The sequence below is a fragment of the Streptomyces sp. NBC_01463 genome (genome assembly GCA_036227345.1).
Classification (GTDB): domain Bacteria; phylum Actinomycetota; class Actinomycetes; order Streptomycetales; family Streptomycetaceae; genus Streptomyces.
Genome location: CP109468.1, coordinates 621,175 through 641,735, shown reverse-complemented (window position 1 = coordinate 641,735; position 20,561 = coordinate 621,175). Strand labels below are relative to the sequence as shown.

At 71.6% G+C, this 20,561-nt stretch carries 18 protein-coding genes; 13 read left to right on the top strand and 5 right to left on the bottom strand.

Annotation, left to right across the window (positions count from 1 at the left end):
* Positions 1–31: 31 nt before the first annotated feature.
* From OG521_02810 to gap, 3 genes are all read left to right on the top strand, one after another.
* On the top strand, positions 32–1,444 hold the full coding sequence (locus OG521_02810; GenBank protein ID WUW19768.1) for an aminopeptidase P family protein: 1,413 nt from the start codon (positions 32–34) through the stop codon (positions 1,442–1,444).
* Positions 1,445–1,521: 77 nt separating this feature from the next.
* Positions 1,522–2,478, top strand: coding sequence for a helix-turn-helix domain-containing protein (locus OG521_02805; protein WUW19767.1), 957 nt, complete (start codon positions 1,522–1,524; stop codon positions 2,476–2,478).
* Between the two features lie 121 nt (positions 2,479–2,599).
* Positions 2,600–3,598, top strand: a complete 999-nt coding sequence (gene gap / locus OG521_02800) for a type I glyceraldehyde-3-phosphate dehydrogenase (protein WUW19766.1) — start codon at positions 2,600–2,602, stop codon at positions 3,596–3,598.
* A 96-nt stretch (positions 3,599–3,694) separates the two neighbouring features.
* Here gap and OG521_02795 read toward each other — a convergent pair whose 3' ends face one another.
* From OG521_02795 to OG521_02785, 3 genes are all read right to left on the bottom strand, one after another.
* Positions 3,695–4,939 (bottom strand): cytochrome P450, encoded by a 1,245-nt coding sequence (locus tag OG521_02795; GenBank protein ID WUW19765.1) that lies wholly within the window; start codon positions 4,937–4,939, stop codon positions 3,695–3,697.
* Positions 4,940–5,132: 193 nt separating this feature from the next.
* Positions 5,133–6,134: an NEW3 domain-containing protein gene (locus OG521_02790; GenBank protein ID WUW19764.1), complete on the bottom strand. Its 1,002-nt coding sequence runs from the start codon at positions 6,132–6,134 to the stop codon at positions 5,133–5,135.
* A 44-nt stretch (positions 6,135–6,178) separates the two neighbouring features.
* Entirely contained in the window at positions 6,179–7,627 is a 1,449-nt protein-coding gene (locus OG521_02785; GenBank protein WUW19763.1) for a Gfo/Idh/MocA family oxidoreductase, read from the bottom strand.
* A 219-nt stretch (positions 7,628–7,846) separates the two neighbouring features.
* On the opposite strand from OG521_02785, the gene OG521_02780 reads away from it, so the two are divergent.
* The 5 genes from OG521_02780 to OG521_02760 all read left to right on the top strand — a co-directional run bounded on the left by OG521_02780 (position 7,847) and on the right by OG521_02760 (position 11,180).
* Positions 7,847–8,185: a YciI family protein gene (locus OG521_02780; protein WUW19762.1), complete on the top strand. Its 339-nt coding sequence runs from the start codon at positions 7,847–7,849 to the stop codon at positions 8,183–8,185.
* Between the two features lie 5 nt (positions 8,186–8,190).
* Positions 8,191–9,345, top strand: coding sequence for a sigma-70 family RNA polymerase sigma factor (locus OG521_02775; protein WUW19761.1), 1,155 nt, complete (start codon positions 8,191–8,193; stop codon positions 9,343–9,345).
* 76 nt (positions 9,346–9,421) lie between these two features.
* Positions 9,422–9,979: a YceI family protein gene (locus OG521_02770; GenBank protein WUW19760.1), complete on the top strand. Its 558-nt coding sequence runs from the start codon at positions 9,422–9,424 to the stop codon at positions 9,977–9,979.
* An 83-nt stretch (positions 9,980–10,062) separates the two neighbouring features.
* Entirely contained in the window at positions 10,063–10,506 is a 444-nt protein-coding gene (locus OG521_02765; GenBank protein WUW19759.1) for an ester cyclase, read from the top strand.
* Positions 10,507–10,757: 251 nt separating this feature from the next.
* Positions 10,758–11,180, top strand: a complete 423-nt coding sequence (locus OG521_02760) for a hypothetical protein (GenBank protein ID WUW19758.1) — start codon at positions 10,758–10,760, stop codon at positions 11,178–11,180.
* Here the strand turns inward: OG521_02760 and OG521_02755 are convergent.
* Positions 11,159–11,944 (bottom strand): helix-turn-helix domain-containing protein, encoded by a 786-nt coding sequence (locus OG521_02755; protein ID WUW19757.1) that lies wholly within the window; start codon positions 11,942–11,944, stop codon positions 11,159–11,161. The two genes, OG521_02760 and OG521_02755, sit on opposite strands and share 22 nt — an antisense overlap.
* A 264-nt stretch (positions 11,945–12,208) precedes the next feature.
* Between OG521_02755 and OG521_02750 the strand changes: the two genes are divergently transcribed.
* Positions 12,209–13,084 (top strand): DUF4157 domain-containing protein, encoded by an 876-nt coding sequence (locus OG521_02750; GenBank protein ID WUW19756.1) that lies wholly within the window; start codon positions 12,209–12,211, stop codon positions 13,082–13,084.
* A gap of 24 nt (positions 13,085–13,108) precedes the next feature.
* Here OG521_02750 and OG521_02745 read toward each other — a convergent pair whose 3' ends face one another.
* The gene (locus tag OG521_02745; protein ID WUW19755.1) at positions 13,109–14,449 is read right to left on the bottom strand and encodes a hypothetical protein; all 1,341 of its coding nucleotides are present in this window, start codon (positions 14,447–14,449) and stop codon (positions 13,109–13,111) included.
* A 210-nt stretch (positions 14,450–14,659) separates the two neighbouring features.
* Here OG521_02745 and OG521_02740 point away from each other — a divergent pair, with 210 nt between their 5' ends.
* From OG521_02740 to OG521_02725, 4 genes are all read left to right on the top strand, one after another.
* Positions 14,660–15,295 carry a response regulator transcription factor gene (locus OG521_02740; GenBank protein ID WUW19754.1) on the top strand — a complete coding sequence of 212 codons (636 nt, stop codon included), beginning with the start codon at positions 14,660–14,662 and terminating at the stop codon, positions 15,293–15,295.
* Between the two features lie 326 nt (positions 15,296–15,621).
* Positions 15,622–17,679 (top strand): HYR domain-containing protein, encoded by a 2,058-nt coding sequence (locus OG521_02735; protein WUW19753.1) that lies wholly within the window; start codon positions 15,622–15,624, stop codon positions 17,677–17,679.
* A 16-nt stretch (positions 17,680–17,695) separates the two neighbouring features.
* Positions 17,696–18,475 (top strand): DUF4255 domain-containing protein, encoded by a 780-nt coding sequence (locus OG521_02730; protein WUW19752.1) that lies wholly within the window; start codon positions 17,696–17,698, stop codon positions 18,473–18,475.
* The gene (locus OG521_02725; protein ID WUW19751.1) at positions 18,472–20,544 is read left to right on the top strand and encodes an ATP-binding protein; all 2,073 of its coding nucleotides are present in this window, start codon (positions 18,472–18,474) and stop codon (positions 20,542–20,544) included. Before OG521_02730 ends, OG521_02725 begins: the two co-directional genes overlap by 4 nt.
* Positions 20,545–20,561: the final 17 nt, after the last annotated feature.

The following is a 20,561-nucleotide window of genomic DNA, read 5'->3' as shown; positions in this document are numbered from 1 at the left end:
CCATGAACCCATCCCGAAGAAGGAGCACGACGTGGCGAAGGGCCGAAAGAACGGTCTCTACTCAGGGATCTCCGAGGAACTCTCCGCCCTCATGCGGACCGGCTGGGCTGACACCGAGCAGCACGACCTGCCGCCCGGCGAGCAGGCCCCGTACGCGGCCGGCCGCCGCGCCGCCCTCTCCGCGCGCTTCCCCGGCGAACGCCTCGTGATCCCCTCCGGCGGTCTCAAGGTCCGGTCGAACGACGACACCTACCCGTTCCGCCCGTACTCGGGCTACGTCCACATGACGGGCGACCAGGCCCGGGACGGTGCCCTCGTCCTCGAACCGCGCGCGGAGGGCGGCCACGACGCCTACTGCTACCAGCTGCCGCGGGACAGCCGGGACAACGACGAGTTCTGGACCGGTCCCACGGCGGAGCTGTGGATGGGCCGGCGCCGCTCCCTCGCCGAGTCCGAGCGCGTCCTCGGCCTGCCCTGCCGCGACGTCCGCACGGCGGCGCGCGACCTGGCGGCCGCCTCCGGCGCACCGACCCGGATCGTGCGCGGTATCGACCCGTCCCTGGAGGACGCACTCAGCACCGACGAGGGGCGCGACGCGGACCTCGAAGAGGCGCTCGGCGACCTGCGCCTGATCAAGGACGAGTGGGAGATCGGCGAGCTCCGCAAGGCGGTGGACTCCACCGTGCGCGGATTCACCGATGCGGTCGGCGAGCTGTCCGGCGCGGTCGCCTCGTCCGAGCGGTGGATCGAGGGCACGTTCCTGCGCCGCGCACGCCTGGAGGGCAACTCCGTCGGCTACGGAACCATCTGCGCCGCCGGTGACCACGCCACGATCATGCACTGGACGGACAACGACGGCCCGGTGCGCCCGGGCGAGCTCCTCCTGTTCGACGCGGGTGTGGAGACGCACACCCTCTACACCGCCGACGTCACCCGCACCCTGCCGATCAGCGGCACCTTCACGCCGCTGCAGCGCAAGGTCTACGACGCCGTGTACGAGGCGCAGGAAGCCGGCATGGCGGCCGTCAAGCCGGGCGCCGCGTACCGCGACTTCCACGAGGCGGCCCAGCGCCACCTGGCCGTCCGGCTGGTCGAATGGGGCTTCATCGAGGGCCCGGCAGAGCGCGCCTACGAGCTCGGGCTCCAGCGCCGCTTCACCATGGCGGGCACCGGTCACATGCTCGGCCTGGACGTCCACGACTGCGCGCAGGCCCGGCACGAGGAGTACGTCGGCGGCGTGCTGGAGCCCGGCATGGTGCTCACCGTCGAACCCGGTCTCTACTTCCAGCCCGACGACCTCACCGTGCCCGAGGAGTGGCGCGGCATCGGCGTCCGGATCGAGGACGACCTGCTCGTGACCGCCGGGGGCCACGAGAACCTGTCGGCCGGCCTGCCCCGCTCGGCGGACGACGTCGAGGCGTGGATGGCCCGCGTCGCGGGCTGAGGACGGGGGAGCACACGCGGCCGCCCCGGGCCCGGCTCGTTCGCCGGGGCGGCGGCACTCCTCGTACCCTGATCACCGTGCCCGCCTCCCGCCTCCACCGCACCGCCGTCCTCGTCCTCGAAGGCGCGAAACCGCTCGATGTCGGGATTCCCGCCCAGGTGTTCACGACGCGCGCGAGCATGCCGTACGAGGTGCGGGTGTGCGGAGCGGCGCCCGGCCTGGTGACCGGTGGCGACGGCCTCTCGTACCACGTCGCCGACGGGCTGGACGCGCTGGAGTGGGCCGATATCGTGTTCATCCCCGGCTACCGGTTCCCGGACCGTGACGACCCGCCGCGGCCCGTCGTCGAGGCGCTCGTCGCCGCCCACGACCGGGGCGCGCGGCTCGCCGCCATCTCGACGGGCGCCTTCGCCCTGGCCGCCACCGGTCTGCTCGACGGCAGACGGGCCACGACGCACTGGCACTACACGGGGGCGCTGGCCGCCAAGCACCCACTCGTCAGGGTCGACGAGAACGTGCTGTTCGTCGACGAGGGCAGCGTCCTGACGTCGGCCGGCGCCGCCTCCGGGATCGACCTGTGCCTCCACATCCTGCGCAAGGACCTCGGCGTGGCCGCCTCCAACCACGCGGCCCGGCGGCTGGTGGCAGCGCCGTACCGCAGCGGCGGACAGGCGCAGTACGTCCCGCGCAGCGTGCCCGAGCCGCTCGGCGAGCGCTTCGCCGCCACCCGCGAATGGGCGCTGCACCGGCTCGGCGCCCCCCTCACCCTGGAGGCCCTCGCCCGGCATGCGGCGGTCTCACCGCGCACGCTCTCCCGGCGCTTCGTCGAGGACACCGGCTACACCCCGATGCAGTGGGTCATGCGGGCCCGTGTCGACATGGCCCGTGAGCTGCTCGAACGGTCGGAACACAGCATCGAGCAGATCGCCGCCGAGACCGGACTGGGCACCGGGACGAATCTGCGGCTCCACTTCCAGCGCATCCTCGGCACCACCCCGAGCGAGTACCGGCGCACGTTCGCCAGCGGCGAGTAGCGGGCGGCGCGACCAGTGGCGCGCACGGTGGCGCGATCCTTTCGAACCGTGGCGCTCTCGCCGCTGCCGGGGAGCGGTACGACGAGCGAACCTGGGTGACGAGACGAAGGGACACTCACTCATGACTCGCATCGCCATCAATGGATTCGGCCGCATCGGACGCAACGTGCTGCGCGCCCTGCTGGAGCGTGACAGCGACCTGCAGATCGTCGCCGTCAACGACCTCACCGAGCCCGCCACCCTGGCGCGGCTGCTGGCCTACGACTCGACGTCGGGCCGGCTGGGCCGCCCGGTGACGCTCGACGGGGACGTGCTCGTCGTCGACGGCCACCGCATCAAGGTCGTCGCCGAGCGCGAGCCGGCACAGCTGCCGTGGGCCGCTCTCGACGTGGACATCGTGCTCGAGGCGACCGGCCGCTTCACCTCGGCCAAGGCCGCCCGCGCCCACCTCGACGCCGGCGCGAAGAAGGTACTGGTCAGCGCGCCGTCCGACGGCGCCGACGTCACCCTCGCCTACGGCGTGAACACCGACGCCTACGACCCGGCCCTGCACACGATCGTCTCGAACGCCTCGTGCACGACCAACGCGCTCGCGCCGCTGGCCTCGGTGCTCGACCGCCTCGCCGGCATCGAGCACGGCTTCATGACGACGGTGCACGCCTACACGCAGGAGCAGAACCTGCAGGACGGCCCGCACCGCGACCCCCGCCGCGCCCGCGCCGCCGCCGTCAACATCGTGCCGACCACGACCGGCGCCGCCAAGGCGATCGGCCTGGTCCTGCCGAACCTCGAAGGCAAGCTGTCGGGCGACTCGATCCGCGTACCCGTGCCGGTGGGATCGATCGTCGAGCTCAACACGACGGTCGCCCGCGACGTGACGCGCGACGAGGTGCTGGCCGCCTACCGCGCCGCCGCGGACGGACCGCTCGCCGGCGTCCTGGAGTACTCCGAGGACGCGCTCGTCTCGTCCGACATCACGGGCAACCCGGCCTCGTCGATCTTCGACTCGGCCCTCACCCGTGTCGACGGCCGCCACATCAAGGTCGTCGCCTGGTACGACAACGAGTGGGGCTTCTCGAACCGTGTCATCGACACGCTCGAACTCCTCGCCCGCGGCTGACCGCTCCCCAGGCCCCGCGTCCTGCCGTCCCCGAGGTCCCGCACACGGAAGCGGGGCCTCGTTCCGGGGCGGCGGCGCCGTCCCGGAACCGCGGTCTCAGCCCCGCAGCCGCACCGGCAGCCTCGCCACGCCGTTGCCCACGAACGAGGCATGGCGCGGCAGTTCGTCCTCGGGCACGGCGAGATCGAGGCCGGGGAAGCGCGCGAACAACTGGTCGAGCGCGATGGTCGCCTCCATCCGGGCCAGCGGCGCACCCATGCAGTAGTGGGCGCCGTGCCCCAGGGAGAGGTGCCGGGTCCCGCCCTCGCGGGTGACATCGAAGCGATCGGCGCCCGCCCCGTGGGCCTTCGTGTCGCGTCCCGCCGCGGAGTAGCCCGCGAGCACCGGCGTCCCCTTGGGGATCAACGTGCCGGCCAGCGTCAGGTCACGGGTGGGATAGCGGAACGGGAAGTAGCTGACCGGGCTGTCCCAGCGCAGCGTCTCCTCGACCACGTCCGCCCAGCTCGCCCGGCCCGACCGGACCAGGGCGAGCTGGTCCCGGTGCGTGCACAGGGCGCGGACGGCGTTACTGATCAGGTTGAGCGTCGTCTCGTGCCCGGCGATGATCGTGAGCATCAGCGTGCCGATCAGCTCGTGCGGGCCGAGCCGGTCGCCGTCCTCCTCGCGGGCGGCGATCAGCGCGCTGGTGAGATCGTCCCCGGGACTCTCCGCCCGGTCGGCGGCGACCGCGCTCAGCACCTCCACCATCTCCCGGTTGGCGGCCATCGCCTCGGCGGGGCCGATGTCGGTGGAGACGATGAGGTTGGACAGCCGGTGCAGCCGGTCGTGGTGGCCGGCGTCCACGCCCAGCAGTTCGCAGATGACGCCCATCGGCAGCGGCAGCGCGAAGCGCGCCCGCAGATCGACGACACCGTCCACGGCCGCGCCTTCGAGACCGTCGAGGAGCGATGCCGTCAACGCCTCGATGCGCGGCTGCAGTTCCTCCACGCGCCGCGCGGTGAACGCCTTGCTCATGAGGGACCGCAGCCGCCGGTGGTCGGCCCCGTCCGCCGTGGTCATCCCCTGCACCGTGGCGAACGTCTTCAGCGGCCAGCCGTCGGCGATCAGCCCGTCCTGGAGCGTCGCGAAGTGCCGCGCGTTCTTCGCGACGTCCGGGTGCGCGAGGAACTCCTTGAGCGCGTCGTGTCCCAGGACCGCCATGCCCTCCACCTCACCGGGCAGGACCACCGGTGTGACGGCTCCCTGTGCGAGCAGCCGGGCATTGGCCGCGTGCGGGCAGCCGCCCGCGGGGTCGAGACGGTGCGGCGGGAGCGCCGCGGCGTTCACCGGTGACGTGTTCAACAGGGCTCTCCAGCTGCTCGGTCGGATGATCGCGGAGCCACGAGGGGAAGCCCCCTTCGTCCGGGGGGTGCACCGAACTCCCCTTCGTAACAGGGCGCATGAAGAGCCTAGACCAACACGGCGGGCGGAAAAGGGGAGCGGGCCCGCCGCACATGGCGACGGGCCCGCGGGTTCTTCGCAACTGCGGCAGGCGTCAGGGGGCGATCGCCATGTCGAAGACGTGGACGTTCGCGTTGGCCGGGAGGACCACGAAGTCGACGGTCCTGGACGGGTCCAGCGGAACCGAGTTCGCGAAGACGCGGTACTTCACCGTGGCGTTGCCGTATCCGTCGGGCCGGTTGCGGCCGTCCGTCGACCTGACCAGCGTCGCGCCGTGGGCGTCGGCCGGGTCGAAGGACCAGTTCGGGAAGCCGAACGACCCCGAGGCGGACGTGCCGTCGGTGTAGAAGACGGTGGCGGTGCCGGTGGCCCCGCTGCCGACGCCGGAGCCCAGGAACACCAGACCGGAGCCCTTCCCGGCCAAGCTGACGGCCTGTCCGGAGCTCGACACGTTGTCCTTCGTGCCGGCCGGCACATCGGGCCACGTCAGGGTGGCACCCAGCGCGTCGACCTTCGCGCCGGGCGTCAGACCGGCCGAGGCGAGCTTCTGCGCCGAGAAGGTGTTGCCCTCACCGTCGTAGTTCCCCGCCGTCGGCGCGGACTCGTCGGTGATCGCGACACCGTTGTACGCCGCCGCCAGATTCGCCTGCGGGGAACCGGAGCGCTCGGTCCGGGTACCGGTGGCGGTGCCGAGGCCGTCGCCGCCCTGGTACGTGGCCGTCGCCGTGAACGTACGGATCACGAACCCGGACCGCTTCTCCGGCACCTGGATCCGGAACGTCGCCGAGGCCGATGCTCCTGTCGCCAGGGACCCGGACACGCTCTGCACGGAGGGCTGCACCGCCCATCCGACGGGCCCGGCGAAGGCCACCTTGAGTGAACGCAGGCGCTGCGGCGCGGAGTTCTTGACGGTCACCTGCACCGTCGAGATGGCCGGTCCGTCGAGATCCACGGCGGAGACGGTCACCTCCGTCCGCGCCTCGGAGGCCGCCGCGGGCGGCGCGGGCGCGGCCGAGGCGGCCTGGGCGGGAACGAGCAGGAGAGCTGCCGCCGCGGTGGCGGCTCTCAGCGGGGTCATCAGTCGGGCCGGTCTCATGGCTGCTCCTCGGAGGCGGAGGCGGAGGTCTGGCGGGGAGGTCATCAGGCGACGGGGGGCATCTCGGTGGTGCGCGAGTCCAGACCGGTGCGCAGATTCACCCACGAGCCGCGGGTGAAGTCCGGGATGTCGACCGGACGGCCCTTGGCGGCAAGGGACTTGACGCTCAACGGGACGGGGGCGCACCACGCCGCCGAGTCGTACACATCGATGTCCGGAACCAGCCCGGCACGCATCAGCTGGACCGTGCGCCACTGCAGGACGTAGTCCATGCCGCCGTGACCGCCGTTCTCGGCCTCGTCGCCGAGCTCCTTCCACAGCCAGTGGTCGAACTCCTTGCGGTACGCGTCGAAGTCGCGCCAGGTGTCGCCGCCGTGGTCCGGCTCGACGTAGATGCGCGCGCCCGTGGGCGAGGTGCCCGCGTAGTCCTCGAAGATGCCCCGGCTGCCGACGAGCGAGTTGATCCGGCTGTACGGGCGGGGCGAGCTCACCGCGTGCTCGGCGCGGATCGTGCGGCCCTTCGCGGTCTCGATCTGGCAGGTGACCAGATCGCCGTTGATGTACGTCTCCTTCCACGACGGGTGGGACTTGGGCAGGAACCGCTCCCGGTAGTCGGCGAGCCCCTTCGGTTCCGTCGCGGTGGCCGCGAGGGTGGTCAGCCGGTCGCCGCGGTTGATGTCCATGGCCGCGGCGATGGGGGCCAGTCCGTGCATGGGGTAGAAGGAGGCGGTGGAGCGGGTGTGCCAGAGCCGGCGCCAGGAGTCCGTGTAGTAGGTGTCGGAGAAGAGCAGGGACCGCAGGTCGTGGAGGTAGCCTCCGTGCCCGTTGGTGACATCACCGAACAGACCCTCGTGCGCCATCTTCAGCATGGCCAGCTCGTTGCGTCCGTAGCTGCAGTTCTCCGACAGCATCAGGTTCTTGCGGGTGCGCTCCGAGGTGTCCACGAGGTCCCACAGCTGGTCGAGCTCAGTCGCGATGGGGAGCTCGACGACCACGTGCTTGCCGGACAGGAGCGCGGCCCGGCCCTGCTCGTAGTGGAACTCCCAGGGCGTCGCGATGTAGACGAGGTCGATGTCGTCGCGCTTGAGCATCTCGGCGTACGAACCGTCCGAGCCGCCGAACTCCGCCGGTCGCGGGTTGCCCGCCGCGACCAGTTGGTCGGCGGTGCGCTTGGCACGGTCGGCGCGGATGTCGCAGACCGCCGCCACGACGCAGCCGGGGATGACGGACCAGCCCGTGGTCATTCCGGAGCCGCGGTTGCCGAGCCCGATGACGCCGACGCGGACCGTCGCGTGCGGTTCGAAGGGCACGTTGATCATCGACTTCTGGCCCGCGCGCCGACGAGGGGTCGCGGCTTGGCCGAGTACGGACGCGGGGGCGGTGGCGGGAGCCGCGGAAGCGCCGGCCGCCGATCCGATTCCGACGGCGAGCGCCCCCGTGGCCAGCGTTCCTCCCAGGACCAAACGGCGTGAGACTGCAGGGATTTCAGGCATGCGACAACGCTCCTCGTTACGCGACCGGGCATCACTGGCGGGGTCGACTCTCGCCGGAACGTCGGTGACATGTCAAGAGTTGCTCACCATCGCCGAGTTTCGAGCATTAGTGAGCATTCGATCGACCCGGGTCTGTCCGGAAGTCATGACGACGGACCGTCCCCTACGCTGCTGCTCGTTCGTCGTGTGGGTGAGAACCCACTCACTCCGGAGGATGCGATGCAGTACGCCCTGCTGATCTATGCGGCGCCCGACCAGGAGGATGCGCTGTCGGACGCCGAACGCGAGGCGGCGTACGCCGAGTACCTGACGCTGGCCGAGGACCCGCGGAGCGTTGCGGCCGCACAGTTGCAACCGGTCGAGATGACGACCGGTGTACGGGTGGCCGGTGGCCGCACCCTGATCACGGACGGCCCGTTCGCCGACACCAAGGAGGCGCTCGGCGGGATCTGCCTGATCGAGGCGGCGGATCTGGACGAGGCGATCGAGACGGCGTCGCGCGTTCCCGCCGCACGCTACGGCGGCATGGTGGAGATCCGGCCGGTGGTGCGGCGCTGACCGCGTTGGAGGAGGTCTTCCGGGACGAGTGGGGCCGGGTGCTGGCCGCACTCGTCGGGTATCTCGGCGACTTCGACCGGGCCGAGGACGCCACGCAGGAGGCGTTCGCGATCGCGGCCGAACGCTGGCCCGGATCGGGCGTGCCCGACCGGCCGGGGGCCTGGCTGGTGACGACCGCCCGCAACCGGGCGATCGACCGGATCCGCCGGGACCGCACCCTGGCCGAGAAGATCCGCCTGCTGGCGGCACCGGAGGCCGTCATGGACGCGTTCGACGACACCGTGATCAAGGACGAACGCCTGGAGCTGATCTTCACCTGCTGCCACCCCGCACTGCCGCCGGAGGGGCAGGTGGCGCTCACGCTGCGGGCCCTGGGCGGCCTGGAGACCGCCGAGATCGCCCGGGCCTTCATGGTCTCCGAGGAGACCATGAAGCGGCGGCTGACGCGGGCCAAGGCGAAGATCAGGGCGACCGGAATCCCGTTCGCCGTCCCCGGCGCCCACCTGCTCCCGGACCGTCTCGACGCGGTCCTGGCCGTCCTCTACCTGATCTACAACGAGGGCTACCGGGGCCGGGTCGACCTCGGGGCCGAAGCCATCCGCCTGGGGCGGGTGCTCGCCGATCTCATGCCGGACGAGCCGGAGACGCACGGGCTGCTGGCACTCATGATGATCCACCACGCCCGGCGGCACGCCCGGTTCGCCGGCGAGGATCTCGTACTGCTCGACGACCAGGACCGCTCGCTGTGGGACATGGACCGGATCGCGGCGGGACGGGCGGTGCTCGACCGCGCCTTCGTGCTCGGCGGGCGCGGCGCCTATGTCGTACAGGCCCTGATCGCGTCGATGCAGACACGGCAGCCGGTCGACTGGCCGCAGATCGCCGCGCTGTACCGCCGCCTGGTCGAGCTCACCGGCTCCCCGGTCGTCGAGCTCAACCACGCCGCGGCACTCGCCCAGGCCGGCGACCCCGCCGGGGCGCTGCGCGCCGTCGACCGGCTGGACCTGGACGGATACCTCTACTACCACTCGACCCGGGGCGAACTGCTGCGGCGGCTCGGCCGGCCGGCGGAGGCCCGGGACGCCTACCGCCGGGCTGCCGAACTGGCCACCACGACGCCCGAGCGCCGGTTCCTGAACCGGCGGATCGAAGAATCCTGACCCGGGCCGTCCCCCCGGGGCCGGCCCGTTCGTCGTCCGGGTGAGAGGGAGAACCCACTGATCCATGGAGGACGTCATGAGCACCGCCCCAGCCACCGCGGCGATTCCGGGATACCTGGCCGGCACCTGGCGGGCCGACCCGGACCGCTGCGAGGTCGCCTTCTCCCTGCGGTACCTCACGTTCGGCACGGCACGCGGCCGGTTCACCGGGTGCGACGCCACGATCGTCACGCGCGAGGAGCCCCGGGCCTCGGCGGTCACCGCGACGGTCGACGTCGCGTCGATCGACACGGGCAACGAGAAGCGCGACAAGCACCTGCGCTCCGCCGACTACCTCGATGCCGAGAACCATCCGACGATGAGCTACCGGTCCACCGGAATCCGCAGGAGCGCCGACGGCTGGACGGTCGACGGCGAGCTGACGCTGCACGGGGTCACCCGCCAGGTACCCCTGGCCGTCGAGCCGGACGGCTTCGGCCCGGGCCCGTCAGGCGGGCAGCAGGCCGGTTTCACCGCGACCGCGCGCATCGACCGGCGCGACTTCGGGATCACCGCCCGGACCGACGGGGGAGGCGTCCTGGTCGGCAACAAGGTGTCGATCCGCCTGCTGGTCCGGGCCGCCCTCGTCAGGTAGCGACCCGGGCCGGGCTCCCGAGTGACGCGGGCCGTCACTCCGTACACGACCTCAGGAGAGGCAACATCCTCAGGAGAGGCAACATGTCGACAGAGCAGGAAACCCGCAACAGAGCGGCATTCGACCGCTTCCACGACGCGACGAACAGCGGGGACCCGGACAACATCGCGAGGACGGTCGACGAGGTCGTCGCCCCGGACGTGCTGTTCCACGCACCGCTGCCGGGCGACCGGACGGGTGTGCAGGCGATCAAGGAGGTGTGGACGGTGCTGCTCCGCGCCTTCCCCGACATCCAGGTCGCGGCCGAGGACGTGATCGCGCACGGGGACCGGATCGTCAGCAGGCAGACCGTGACCGGAACCCACCGGGGCGAGTACCGCGGTATGCCGCCCACCGGCAGGTCCGTCAGGTACGGCGAGATCTTCATCCTCCGCTTCGAGGGGGGCCGCATCGTGGAGATCTGGGGGGTGGTCGACGTCCTCACCCAGCTGCGACAGCTCGGCATGGCCCACGCAAGCGCTGCGTGAGCGCGGATACGGCGAGGACGACGGGTCAACGAGGTTGCGGGGTGCGGCGGGAGGTCCGGCCCACGGCTGTCGCGCGGTCGGCGGAGGTCGAGGAGGACGAAGCAGCTCAGTGAGGAGCCGAGTCCCGGCCGGTCAGCAAGGTCTGGCCGGCACGGGCGCCGCTTCCGCCCATTCCCGGCAGGGAATTGCCGCTGTCGCGGGCCCGGCGCAGGATCGTGTCCGAAGCGATCCACCGGGCAAGGAGTGCACACGTGACCGAGAGTGACCCGCAGGACCTGGCCGACCGCTACATCGCCCTGTGGGTGGTACCGGATGCCGGCGAACGCCGTGCGGCCATCAAGCAGTTGTGGGCCGAGGGCGGCACCCACTTCCTTCAGCCTCCCGTGGAGATGCGGGAGACCGCGGCAGGACTCGGCTTCGACCGAACGGCTTTGACGGCCCAGGGCGTCGATGCCTTCGAGACCCGCGTGGCGCGCAGCCACGAGCAGTTCGTCAAGGAGGCGGGACTCACCTTCCGCTCGCGCGGTGACGCCGTACGCCTGCACGGCATCGTCAAGTTCTCCTGGGAGACGGTGTCCACCGGCACCGGCGACGTGGTGGGCGGCGGTCTGGAGATCCTGGTGCTCGACGACCACGACCGGATCACGGCCGACTACATGTTCCCGGGGGCCTGACCGGGAGCCGGTCCCGCCGGGATCGTCTGCCGGGCCGCTGACGCGAGGGCGTCGGCGGTCTCCTGGTCGGCCGGCAGGAACGCCTCCAGTCTCAGTTCGGCGAGCGTCACGTCGACGGCGGTGGCGAAGGTCGTCACCGTCGTCATCAAGCGCAAATCGCCCAGCGATGAGCGGAGTTGGAGGGGAACGGCGAATCCGAGCTGACCGGAGGAATGATCCGGGCCGGGGACGTATCCGGCGAGTTCGTCGCGGAGTTCCTTCAGATGACCGAGGCCGGCGAGGATGTGGCGTCCCCATTCGGAGAGGTTGCGGATGCGGGGAGCCAGTCCGTCGGGGTGAAGGGCGAGGCGGTAGACGTTCCTGCCCGGGCCGACCAGCTCGGGGGCCGCACCCTCGGTGAGGAGACCGAAGGCGGAGTTCGAGGCGACCAGGTCGCCGGCCCGGTCCACGACCAGGGCCGGGTAGGGCAGATGGCCGTACAGAATGCGGTCGATCGCCGCCCGTACCGGGGCCAGTTCCGGTCCGTCGATCGAACCCTCCGGGTACGCGGGCGCGTACCCGGCCGCCAGGAGCAGGTCGTTGCGCTCGCGCAGCGGCAGCTCCAGCGACTCGGCCAGCCGTACGACCATGAGCCGGCCCGGGGCAGACCTTCCGGACTCGATGAAGCTGAGGTGGCGCTGAGTGGTTCCCGCCCGGAGTGCCAGGTCGAGCTGGCTGAGCCGGAGACGGGTGCGGCGGTCGCGTAACGCGCGGGGGAAGTCCACGGGCCCGTTGTACCGGTGCGGGAGGATTCAGGTCCATTCCCCGCAGGGAATGAGCGGGGCGTCTCCCGGCTCACCGGCCGTGCGCGGAGCGGCCGTTCGTCCCGGCGGGCTGCCCGAAGAGGCAGTGCCGGATGCCCCGGCCCCGTCGGAGGCGGGCTGGACGGGGCAGGGAATCTGCCGTGATGGTGGAGAACCGGCAGGAGGAGCGGGCCACTGCGGTCCTGCGTGGTGCACGCCCGCGACGGTGCGGCCAGGGAGACGGTGATGAGCGCACAGGACCACGGCCATCCGCACGAACAGGACGCCGGGCGGGAGCACCACGCTCCGCCGCGGGAGGGCGAGTACGACCCGGGGCGCGGGCACGGGGAGCACCTGCACGGTGCGGCCGCCGTGGCGCAGCGTGCGGCGGACACCCGGGAGAGGGGTGCGGACACGCACCACCTCCTCCGGGCGGCGGCCACCGGCCGGGCCGATGTCGTCGGAACAGCCGGCATGGGAATCCTCCAGCGGACGGTCGGAAACGCCGCGCTCGGCCCGATGATCCAGCGCTCCAGGGCGGCGGGAACACCCGAACGGGCCGAGGACGAACCGCGGTCGCCGGTCCACGACGTCATCTCCTCATCGGGCGGCACCCCACTGGACACGGACACCCGCACGGATCTGGAGAACCGGATGGGCGCGGACTTCTCCGACGTACGCATCCACAACGACTCCTCCGCGCACGAGTCGGCCAAGGGCGTTGGCGCGCACGCGTACACCGTGGGGAACAACGTGGTCTTCCAGCGTGACGCCTACGACCCCGCGTCACCGCAGGGACGCACGACGCTGGCGCACGAGCTGACCCATGTGATCCAGCAGCGCAGCGGACCCGTCGAGGGTACGGAGGCGCCCGGAGGCATCCGGGTCAGCGACCCATCGGACCGGTTCGAGCGCGAGGCCGTGGCGAACGCGGACCGCGTGCTGGCCGATCCGGCGCCGGCGGCCGCCCCGGCCGCCGCGCCGACCGTCGCATCCGCCCCCGCCGTGCAGCGGGCCGCCACCGAGGACGAGGACGAGCAACCGGCCGACGTGCAGGGCTCGTTCGTACAGCGGGCGCAGGACAGCGCCGCGGAGGAAGAGGAGGAGACCCCGCCGGCCTGAGCGCCGCGCCGGCATCTGCCCCGGTCAGCCCGCGGAGTCGGCGCGCATCGTGCCGCCGAGGAAGAGCGACTCCGAGCACCGCGAGGGTGTGCGTGCGGCGACCGGCTTGCCGACCTTCCGGCAGTCGATCGTCATGGTGACCTTGCCCCCCGCCGGGACCAGGATCGGCGTCACGAAGTGGTAGTCCGAGTCACGGAAGTTCTCCAGCCCGAGGCTCAGCACACTCGTGTTCGACCCGGCGGAGACGACGACCGTTCCGGCATCTCCCTGCGGGTTCTGGACGACGATGTCGGTCAGCTGGAACGTGTGGCCGTCCGGCACCTGGAGGGCGGCCGCGGAGTTGGTGCCACCGCCCACCGAGTCCCTGACCCGGACCTGCGCACTCGTCGGAGTGGCCGCCCCGGCACCCGCTTCCGAACCGGCCTCGGCGGAGGGGCTCGGCGTGGGCTTCGAAGCGCCGCCGCCCGACCCCGCCCCGGCGGAGTCACCGGTCCCGGCATCGGCGCCGGCCCCCGCCGCGTCGCCCTGCTGCGGCGCCTTGCTCTTGTCGGCCGCGGCGGCGGAACGTACCGCCTCGGGGGTGACCGCCTCCCGCGCCGCGGACTTCACGGCCGGCCGCAGCAGCGCGTACCAGAGCCCGACCAGGGCGATCAGCAGAACGGCCGCCGTGATGAGGGCCCGCGGCAGCCAGCGCGGCAGGATGGGCTCCTGCTGGTAGGAGCCGTCGACGAGGACCGGTTCGACGGGCTCCTGGCCCTCGGCCACCTGCGTGGCGGCGAACACCTGGAAGGGGTGCGTCACCGGCGTTCCGCGCCAGATCCGCTTGGCGGGCCGGACCCGCAGCCGGCCGAACTCCGCCTGCCCGGGTGCGATCAGCAGCTCGGGCGCGACGAACGCGACCCGGGCGAGCTCGGTCCCCGGCTGTGCCCCCAGCCGCACCGTCACCGGTGTGTTGCCCAGGTTGTCGACGGCGAGCTGGTGCCGTCCGCGCCGTGAACCGTGCGAGCTGCGCGGGACCAGTTCGGCCGTCGTCGCGGTGAACGGCAGCACGGTCACCCGGCCCTCCGGCACCACCGTCCCGCTCTGCTCGCCGGTGGGTACCACCCGTACTCCGAACGGGGTCTCACCGGCGGGAACGGTCGCATCGCGAGGCGGCCGCAGCACCAGTGACACGGTCCCGGAGTCGCCGGGGTACAGGGACAGGACCGCCGGCTCGACCGCCGACCAGGCGGCGCACGCACCGACCACCTCGAAGCGGTACTCCTCGACGGTCGGGCCGGAGTTGCGGACCTGAAGGGGGACAGTCGTCTCCTCGCCCGGTGCGGCGTTGACGGACGAGGCGTCGAGACTTGCCGTGAGACTCATACCGCGGACCGTAGAGTCGGCGGAGCCATCGAACATCGGCCTCGAAGGAACACTTTCGGGCAGATCCCATGCCCCTGACACTCTTTTAGTTTCCCTTTTCGAAGCCAAGGGCATCTTCTGACCGCCTCATGACCAATGAGGCGTACGCGAACGGCTGTGAGGCGTGTGCGTGTTGTGGCTTCCAGCTGTCGCCCGAGGGGGAGCATCGGCATGGAACACAAGGAACGCACGACGGTCGCGTTACGGGCCCAGGATCCGATCTCGCAAGCAGGTGTGGCCAGCCAGTTGAGGGCCCGCCCCGAGGTCAATGTCATGGAATGGGGCGAGGGCGAGAACGCGCCCCAGGTCGTCGTCATGGTCGTGGACTCGGTCGACGAGGACGTGTTGCGGACGCTGCGCAGTATTCAGCGCACCAGCGACTCCCGCACCGTGCTGGTCACCACGGACATCGATGAGCAGAAGCTCGTGAGCGCGGCGGAGTGCGGGGTCGCCGGCGTGATCAGGCGGTCGGAATCCACGCCGGAACACCTGGTCCACGTCATCGCGACGGTCTCCCGTGGCGAGGGCCATCTGCCCTCCGACCTGCTGGGAAGGCTCCTCGCGGAGGTGGGCAGGCTCCAGGGACAGGTGCTGGGACCGCGCGGTCTCCACTTCACCGGTCTGGCGGCGCGCGAGGTGGACGTGCTGCGTCTGGTGGCCGAGGGATACGACACCGCGGACATCGCCACGAAACTGGCCTACTCCGAACGCACGATCAAGAACGTGCTGCATTCGGTGATGACCCGGCTCCAATTGCGGAACCGTTCCCACGCGGTGGCGTACGCGATGCGCCAGGGTCTGATCTGACTTCTCCGGCACCCCGCACCCGGCTGTTCCACTTCCGGAATCCGCCGAGTTGATCCCTTTCACGTGATCTCCCGGACCCGCCTCCCGGAAGTGATCTTTCGGAGTGATCCTTAGCGGTGATCCCTCGGAATGATCCATTGGATCCATTTCCTGGGCCGGCCGGGCGTGCGCTTTCGCGGAATTGCCCCAAAGGGCAATTCCGGCTACCCGGGGAAGTGGCTCGCCTTCCGCTGTGGGCGGCAGGTCCCCGCGGGATCGTGTGGGCGCGGCTCTTGGCTGAGAGGGTCCGGGTGCGGGGGAGGAATGCGGTGCGGTGGTTCCAGCCGGTGAAACGGTCACGCGGACTCGTGGGCGCGCGCCGTTCGGCGGCGCTGGTCCTGCTCCTCCTTGCTGCCGGAGTCGCCCCCGCGTCGACCGGGTCAGGCATGGCCCGGGCGGTCCCGGTGCCACCCGATCCGTGGGTCACTCCGGCGAGCGTCCACGAAGCCCTCGATCCGGGCGGCTCGACGGGGGTGGACAAGCAGGTGCGCACACCGGCCATCCCGCCGAAGCCGGATGTGGTGCTGCTGGTGGACGGGACCGGAAGCATGGGTGTCCCGATCGACAACGTGAAGTCCGGCCTGAAGTCCATCACCGACGCGGTACGCGCCGAGCAGCCGGACTCCTGGTTCGCCGTGGCCACCTACGGTGACGAGAAGGACGACCCGACGGCGGAGTTCGCGGTCCTCCAGGGCCTCACCGACAACCTGAGCGACGTCCAGCACAAGGGCGTCGACGAACTCGGCACCGGCCGCGGGTTCAAGAGCAAAGGGCCGTCGGAGGACTGGATCTACGCCCTGTGGAAGGTGGCCAACGGAGCGGACGGCGGGACGGCGTTCAGGGCGGGGGCCAGCCCGGTCGTCGTCCTCGTCGGAGACGCGTCGAGCCACAACCCGAGCAACGGGATCCGCTACGAGGACGCGGTGTTCGCCCTCCAGGACAAGGGCGTACGGGTCATCGCCGTCGACGTGACGACCGCGGACGGCGACGGCCTCAACGGGAACGGCTACTCGAGCGACACCTACCAGGACCCGTATCACCAGCCCGACCAGGCCAGACGGATGGCCGCGGCCACCAACGGGCGGATGCTGAACGGAATCCCCGGCGACGGGGTGTCCGATGCGATCATCGAGGGCCTCAACAACCTTCCCACCGCGGTGGGTTACCGCCTCGACAACTGTGACCCCCACCTGACCGTCGCCCTCGACCCGCCCACCGTTCAGCTGACCAGTGGCGAGACCGCGCACTTCGCGGAGAACATCGACGTCTCGGCCGACGCGCCGCAGGGCACGACCCTCACCTGCACCGTGCAGTTCCTGCTCGGCACCCAGGTGCCGGGAACGGACACCATCGGGCCCGCCGCAGCCGCCGATCCCGACTTCCAGCAGCAGATCAGCATCGACGTGAACGACATCGACGCCCCGGTCGTCACCGTCGACGACCGCATCGCCCGGCCCGAGAACGACGACGGGGCACGCATCCGCTACACGGCGACGGCGACGGACGCCAACGACGGGACCCTGCCCGTGGTCTGCACCCCCGCCTCCGGATCGTTCTTCCCCGTCGGAACGACCACGGTCACCTGCTCGGCCACGGACGCGGCGGGCAACACCGGAACGGACACGGCACGGTTCGAAGTGCTGAAGCCGCCGCCACCGGGGAAGCCCCCGACCCCGCCGGGGCCGCTGCCGCCCGCGTCCGAGATCGCGGTCAAGGTGGACGTCAGCCCGGACCGCACCTACGTCACCCGCCCGGCCCGCGCCCGCTTCACCGTCACCAACGCCGGCCCGGACACGGCCAGGGGAGTCGTCATCGGCGCGACCTGGCCGGTCCCGACCGCGGCGAAGGACCGGAGCCTGCCCGCACTCACCCGCTGCACGGCCGCCGAGCCGTGCACGATCCCGGCGGGCGGCCGGATCGAGGTGACGCAGCCGGCGACCTACCGTGCGGCGATCACCGGTGACGTACGGGCCACGGTGCGCGGCACGGTCCCGGACCACCGCACCGCGAACAACCGGGACACGGACCGGTTGCGTGTCCTGAAACCGGCCCTCACCGTCACCCCGCAGGTCGCCAGACCGGGACAGCCCGTGCTGGCCCGGGGGAGGGACTATCCGCCCGGCGAGACCGTGAACCTTACGTGGGACATCGGCATCACGGCCGACCGCTCTGGCGTGAGAGTGGCCCGCGACGGCACGTTCGAGGTGCAGATGCTCGTGCTGCGCAAGGACACGCTCGGCCCACGCGTCCTGCGCGCGGGCATCCGCAGCCTTCCCCGGCTCCAGAGGCCGGTCCTGGTGGTCCAACGCAACCTGCAGCCACCGGACTTCAAGGGCCGGACATGAGAGAGGCCGTCTCCGGATGATCCACGAGGTGGACGACGTACTGCGCTCCCTGATCCGGGCCGAGGTGCTGGAGGGCGGCCAGATCGCGGTGGTCTTCGACGCCCCGACGCGTGAATGGGCGGCCAAGGTGAACGCCCCGATGGTCAACCTCTACCTCTACGACATCCGCGAGGACATGCGGCGGCGCGAGCGTGGACTCCACAACGAGTACGACGAACGGGGCGCCGTCGTGGCACGCCGCCGTCCGCCCCGCTACTTCAAGCTGTCGTACCTGATCACGGCGTGGACGAAGCGCCCGGAGGACGAGCACCGCCTGCTGTCCTCCCTGCTCTCCTGCCTGCTGGCGTACGAGGCCCTGCCCCCGGAGAGGCTGGCCGGCTCCCTCGCCCGGATCGGGGCCGCCGTCCCGATGTCGATCGCGCTGCCGCCGCCGGAGGACCGCTCGTTCGCGGACGTGTGGAGCGCGTTGGGCGGTGAGCTGAAGCCCTCGCTGGACCTGGTGGTGAGCGTCCCGGTCACTGCCTCGCCGACCTACACGGCGGGCCCGCCGGTGGGGGAGGAGGGGCTCCAGGCGCACGTCGGGGACGTACCGCCGCCCGTGGAACCCCAGCGCCGCGATCCGATGCCGGGACGCGACGGCCTCCCCGTGTACGGCAGTCGCCCCGGGCGGCCGGCACCGGAGTCGGCACCCGCCTCCACGGAGCCCCGTCGCGGCCTGGCCCTCCGGATCACCGAGACCCGCCGCGCGGAGGACGGCCGTACGGAGGACGGCCGTACGGAGGGCAACTCCGCATGACACCACCCCCCGGGCACCACCCCGCCGACGACCCGAACCTGCGCCATCTGCTGGCCCGAGCGGTGGACGTCGAGCGGCGCATCCGCCATGCGGTCGAGGTGAGGCAACGCACGGATCCGGACCCGGAGGACGGGTTCCGGGGGCTGTACCTCACGGACGAGAACATCGCGAGGCTGCTGGAGGGGGACGGAGGGCGGGAATTCCCCGAACCCCCGGCACAGGGCGACGTCGGCCCTTCCGGGAGCACGGACTCCCGCCTCACCACACTCCAGGCCGACTTCGGACTCACCGCGCTCGACATCGACATCCTCCTCATCGCGCTGGTCCCGGATCTGGACGACCGCTTCGAGGCGTTCTACGGCTACCTCAACGACGACGTGACCCGCCGCCGCCCGTCGATCGGCCTGGCGCTCGGCCTGTGCGGCCGGTCCCCGGCCGACGCGGTGGCGCGGGGCCGGCTGGCGGCGCGCGCCCCGCTCCGTCGGGCCGGCCTGCTCCTGGCCGAGGACCTGGACCGCCCGTTCCTGAGCCGGGCCCTGCGCGTACCGGACCGGATCACGGCCCACCTCCTGGGCGACGACACGAGGGACCCGCGCCTCGCGGACCTGCTGGCGCCCTGGCACGCGATGGCGGGCGTTGGCGACCCCGCCCCCCTGGCACGGGTCCTCGCCGACGGACTCCCGCTCGCCTACCTGAGCGAGGACCAGGGCGGGGCGGGAACGGCCCTGGCCGCATCGGCACTCACGCTCGCGGGCCGGGACGTCCTGGGCCTGGACCTGAGCCGCCTGGCGGAGGACCCGGCCCCGCCCGACGCGGTACGGTCCCTGGTCCGCGAGGCACGACTCACGAACGCGGGCCTGGTCTGCGCCCCGCTGGACGCGCTGTCCCGCGAGCACCCGCAACTCCTCAGACTGCTCACCGGCACACCCGTCCAGACCGTCATGGTGGGCAGAGCGCCGTGGGACGCGTCCTGGTCGACGGTCCCGCCGCTGCTGCTGCACGCCCCGAGGGTGGAACCGTCGGCACGCGGCGCACTGTGGAGCGACGCGTACGCACACACGACATCGACCCCGATCCCACCGTCCCTCGACCCGGACCACCTCCTGGCCCCCTTCCTCCTCACTCCCGAGCAGGTCACGGGCGCGGCCCGCAGCGCGGCGCAGACGGCGCAACTGGACGGAGGAACGCTCACCCCGGACCACGTACGCCAGGGAGCCCGCGCCCAGAACGCGGCAGGCCTGGACCGCCTGGCCCGCCGCATCGAACCGGCGGTCACCTGGAACGACCTGGTCCTCCCACCGGACGCCCACACCCAACTCCGCGAACTCACCGCCCGCGCCCGCCACCGCGACCGCGTCCTGGGGGAGTGGGGCATGCGGCCGGGAGGGGGCAGGGGCCGGGGCGTATCAGCGCTCTTCGCAGGCGACTCCGGCACGGGCAAGACGATGTCGGCGGAAGTGATCGCGGCCGATCTGGGCCTGGACCTGTACACGGTCGACCTGGCGACGGTCATCGACAAGTACGTCGGCGAGACGGAGAAGAACCTGGAACGCATCTTCACGGAAGCGGCGGGCGTCAACGGCGTCCTGCTCTTCGACGAGGCGGACGCGATCTTCGGCAAGCGCTCGGACGTGAAGGACGCGCACGACCGCTACGCGAACGTCGAGAGCGCGTACCTCCTGCAACGCATGGAGTCCTTCGACGGCCTGGCCATCCTCGCGACCAACCTCCGCGCCAACCTCGACGACGCCTTCACCCGCCGCCTGGACCTGGTCATCGACTTCCCGGTCCCGGACCCGGAGCAACGCCTGGTGCTCTGGGAGCGCTGCCTGGGCACGGTGCTCCCGCGCGGAACGGATCTCGATCTCCCGTTCTGCGCCGAGAACTTCGAGCTGGCGGGCGGCAACATCCGCTCGATCGCGGTGACGGCGGCGTACCTGGCGGCGGACACGGGGGGCCCGGTGACGATGACGACGCTGATCCACGCGATCCAGCGCGAGTACCAGAAGCTGGGGAGGCTGACGCTGGCTTCGGAGTTCGGGCCGTATCTGGGGTTGGTGCAGGGGTGAGGGGCGAGGAGCGGCCG

Coding starts and splice junctions, on each gene's coding strand:
- OG521_02745 (WUW19755.1), bottom strand. CDS start 14,449: ATGAGTCTCACGGCAAGTCTCGACGCCTCGTCCGTCAACGCCGCACCG.
- OG521_02765 (WUW19759.1), top strand. CDS start 10,063: ATGTCGACAGAGCAGGAAACCCGCAACAGAGCGGCATTCGACCGCTTC.
- gap (WUW19766.1), top strand. CDS start 2,600: ATGACTCGCATCGCCATCAATGGATTCGGCCGCATCGGACGCAACGTG.
- OG521_02780 (WUW19762.1), top strand. CDS start 7,847: ATGCAGTACGCCCTGCTGATCTATGCGGCGCCCGACCAGGAGGATGCG.
- OG521_02785 (WUW19763.1), bottom strand. CDS start 7,627: ATGCCTGAAATCCCTGCAGTCTCACGCCGTTTGGTCCTGGGAGGAACG.
- OG521_02740 (WUW19754.1), top strand. CDS start 14,660: ATGGAACACAAGGAACGCACGACGGTCGCGTTACGGGCCCAGGATCCG.
- OG521_02790 (WUW19764.1), bottom strand. CDS start 6,134: ATGAGACCGGCCCGACTGATGACCCCGCTGAGAGCCGCCACCGCGGCG.
- OG521_02770 (WUW19760.1), top strand. CDS start 9,422: ATGAGCACCGCCCCAGCCACCGCGGCGATTCCGGGATACCTGGCCGGC.
- OG521_02750 (WUW19756.1), top strand. CDS start 12,209: ATGAGCGCACAGGACCACGGCCATCCGCACGAACAGGACGCCGGGCGG.
- OG521_02725 (WUW19751.1), top strand. CDS start 18,472: ATGACACCACCCCCCGGGCACCACCCCGCCGACGACCCGAACCTGCGC.
- OG521_02730 (WUW19752.1), top strand. CDS start 17,696: ATGATCCACGAGGTGGACGACGTACTGCGCTCCCTGATCCGGGCCGAG.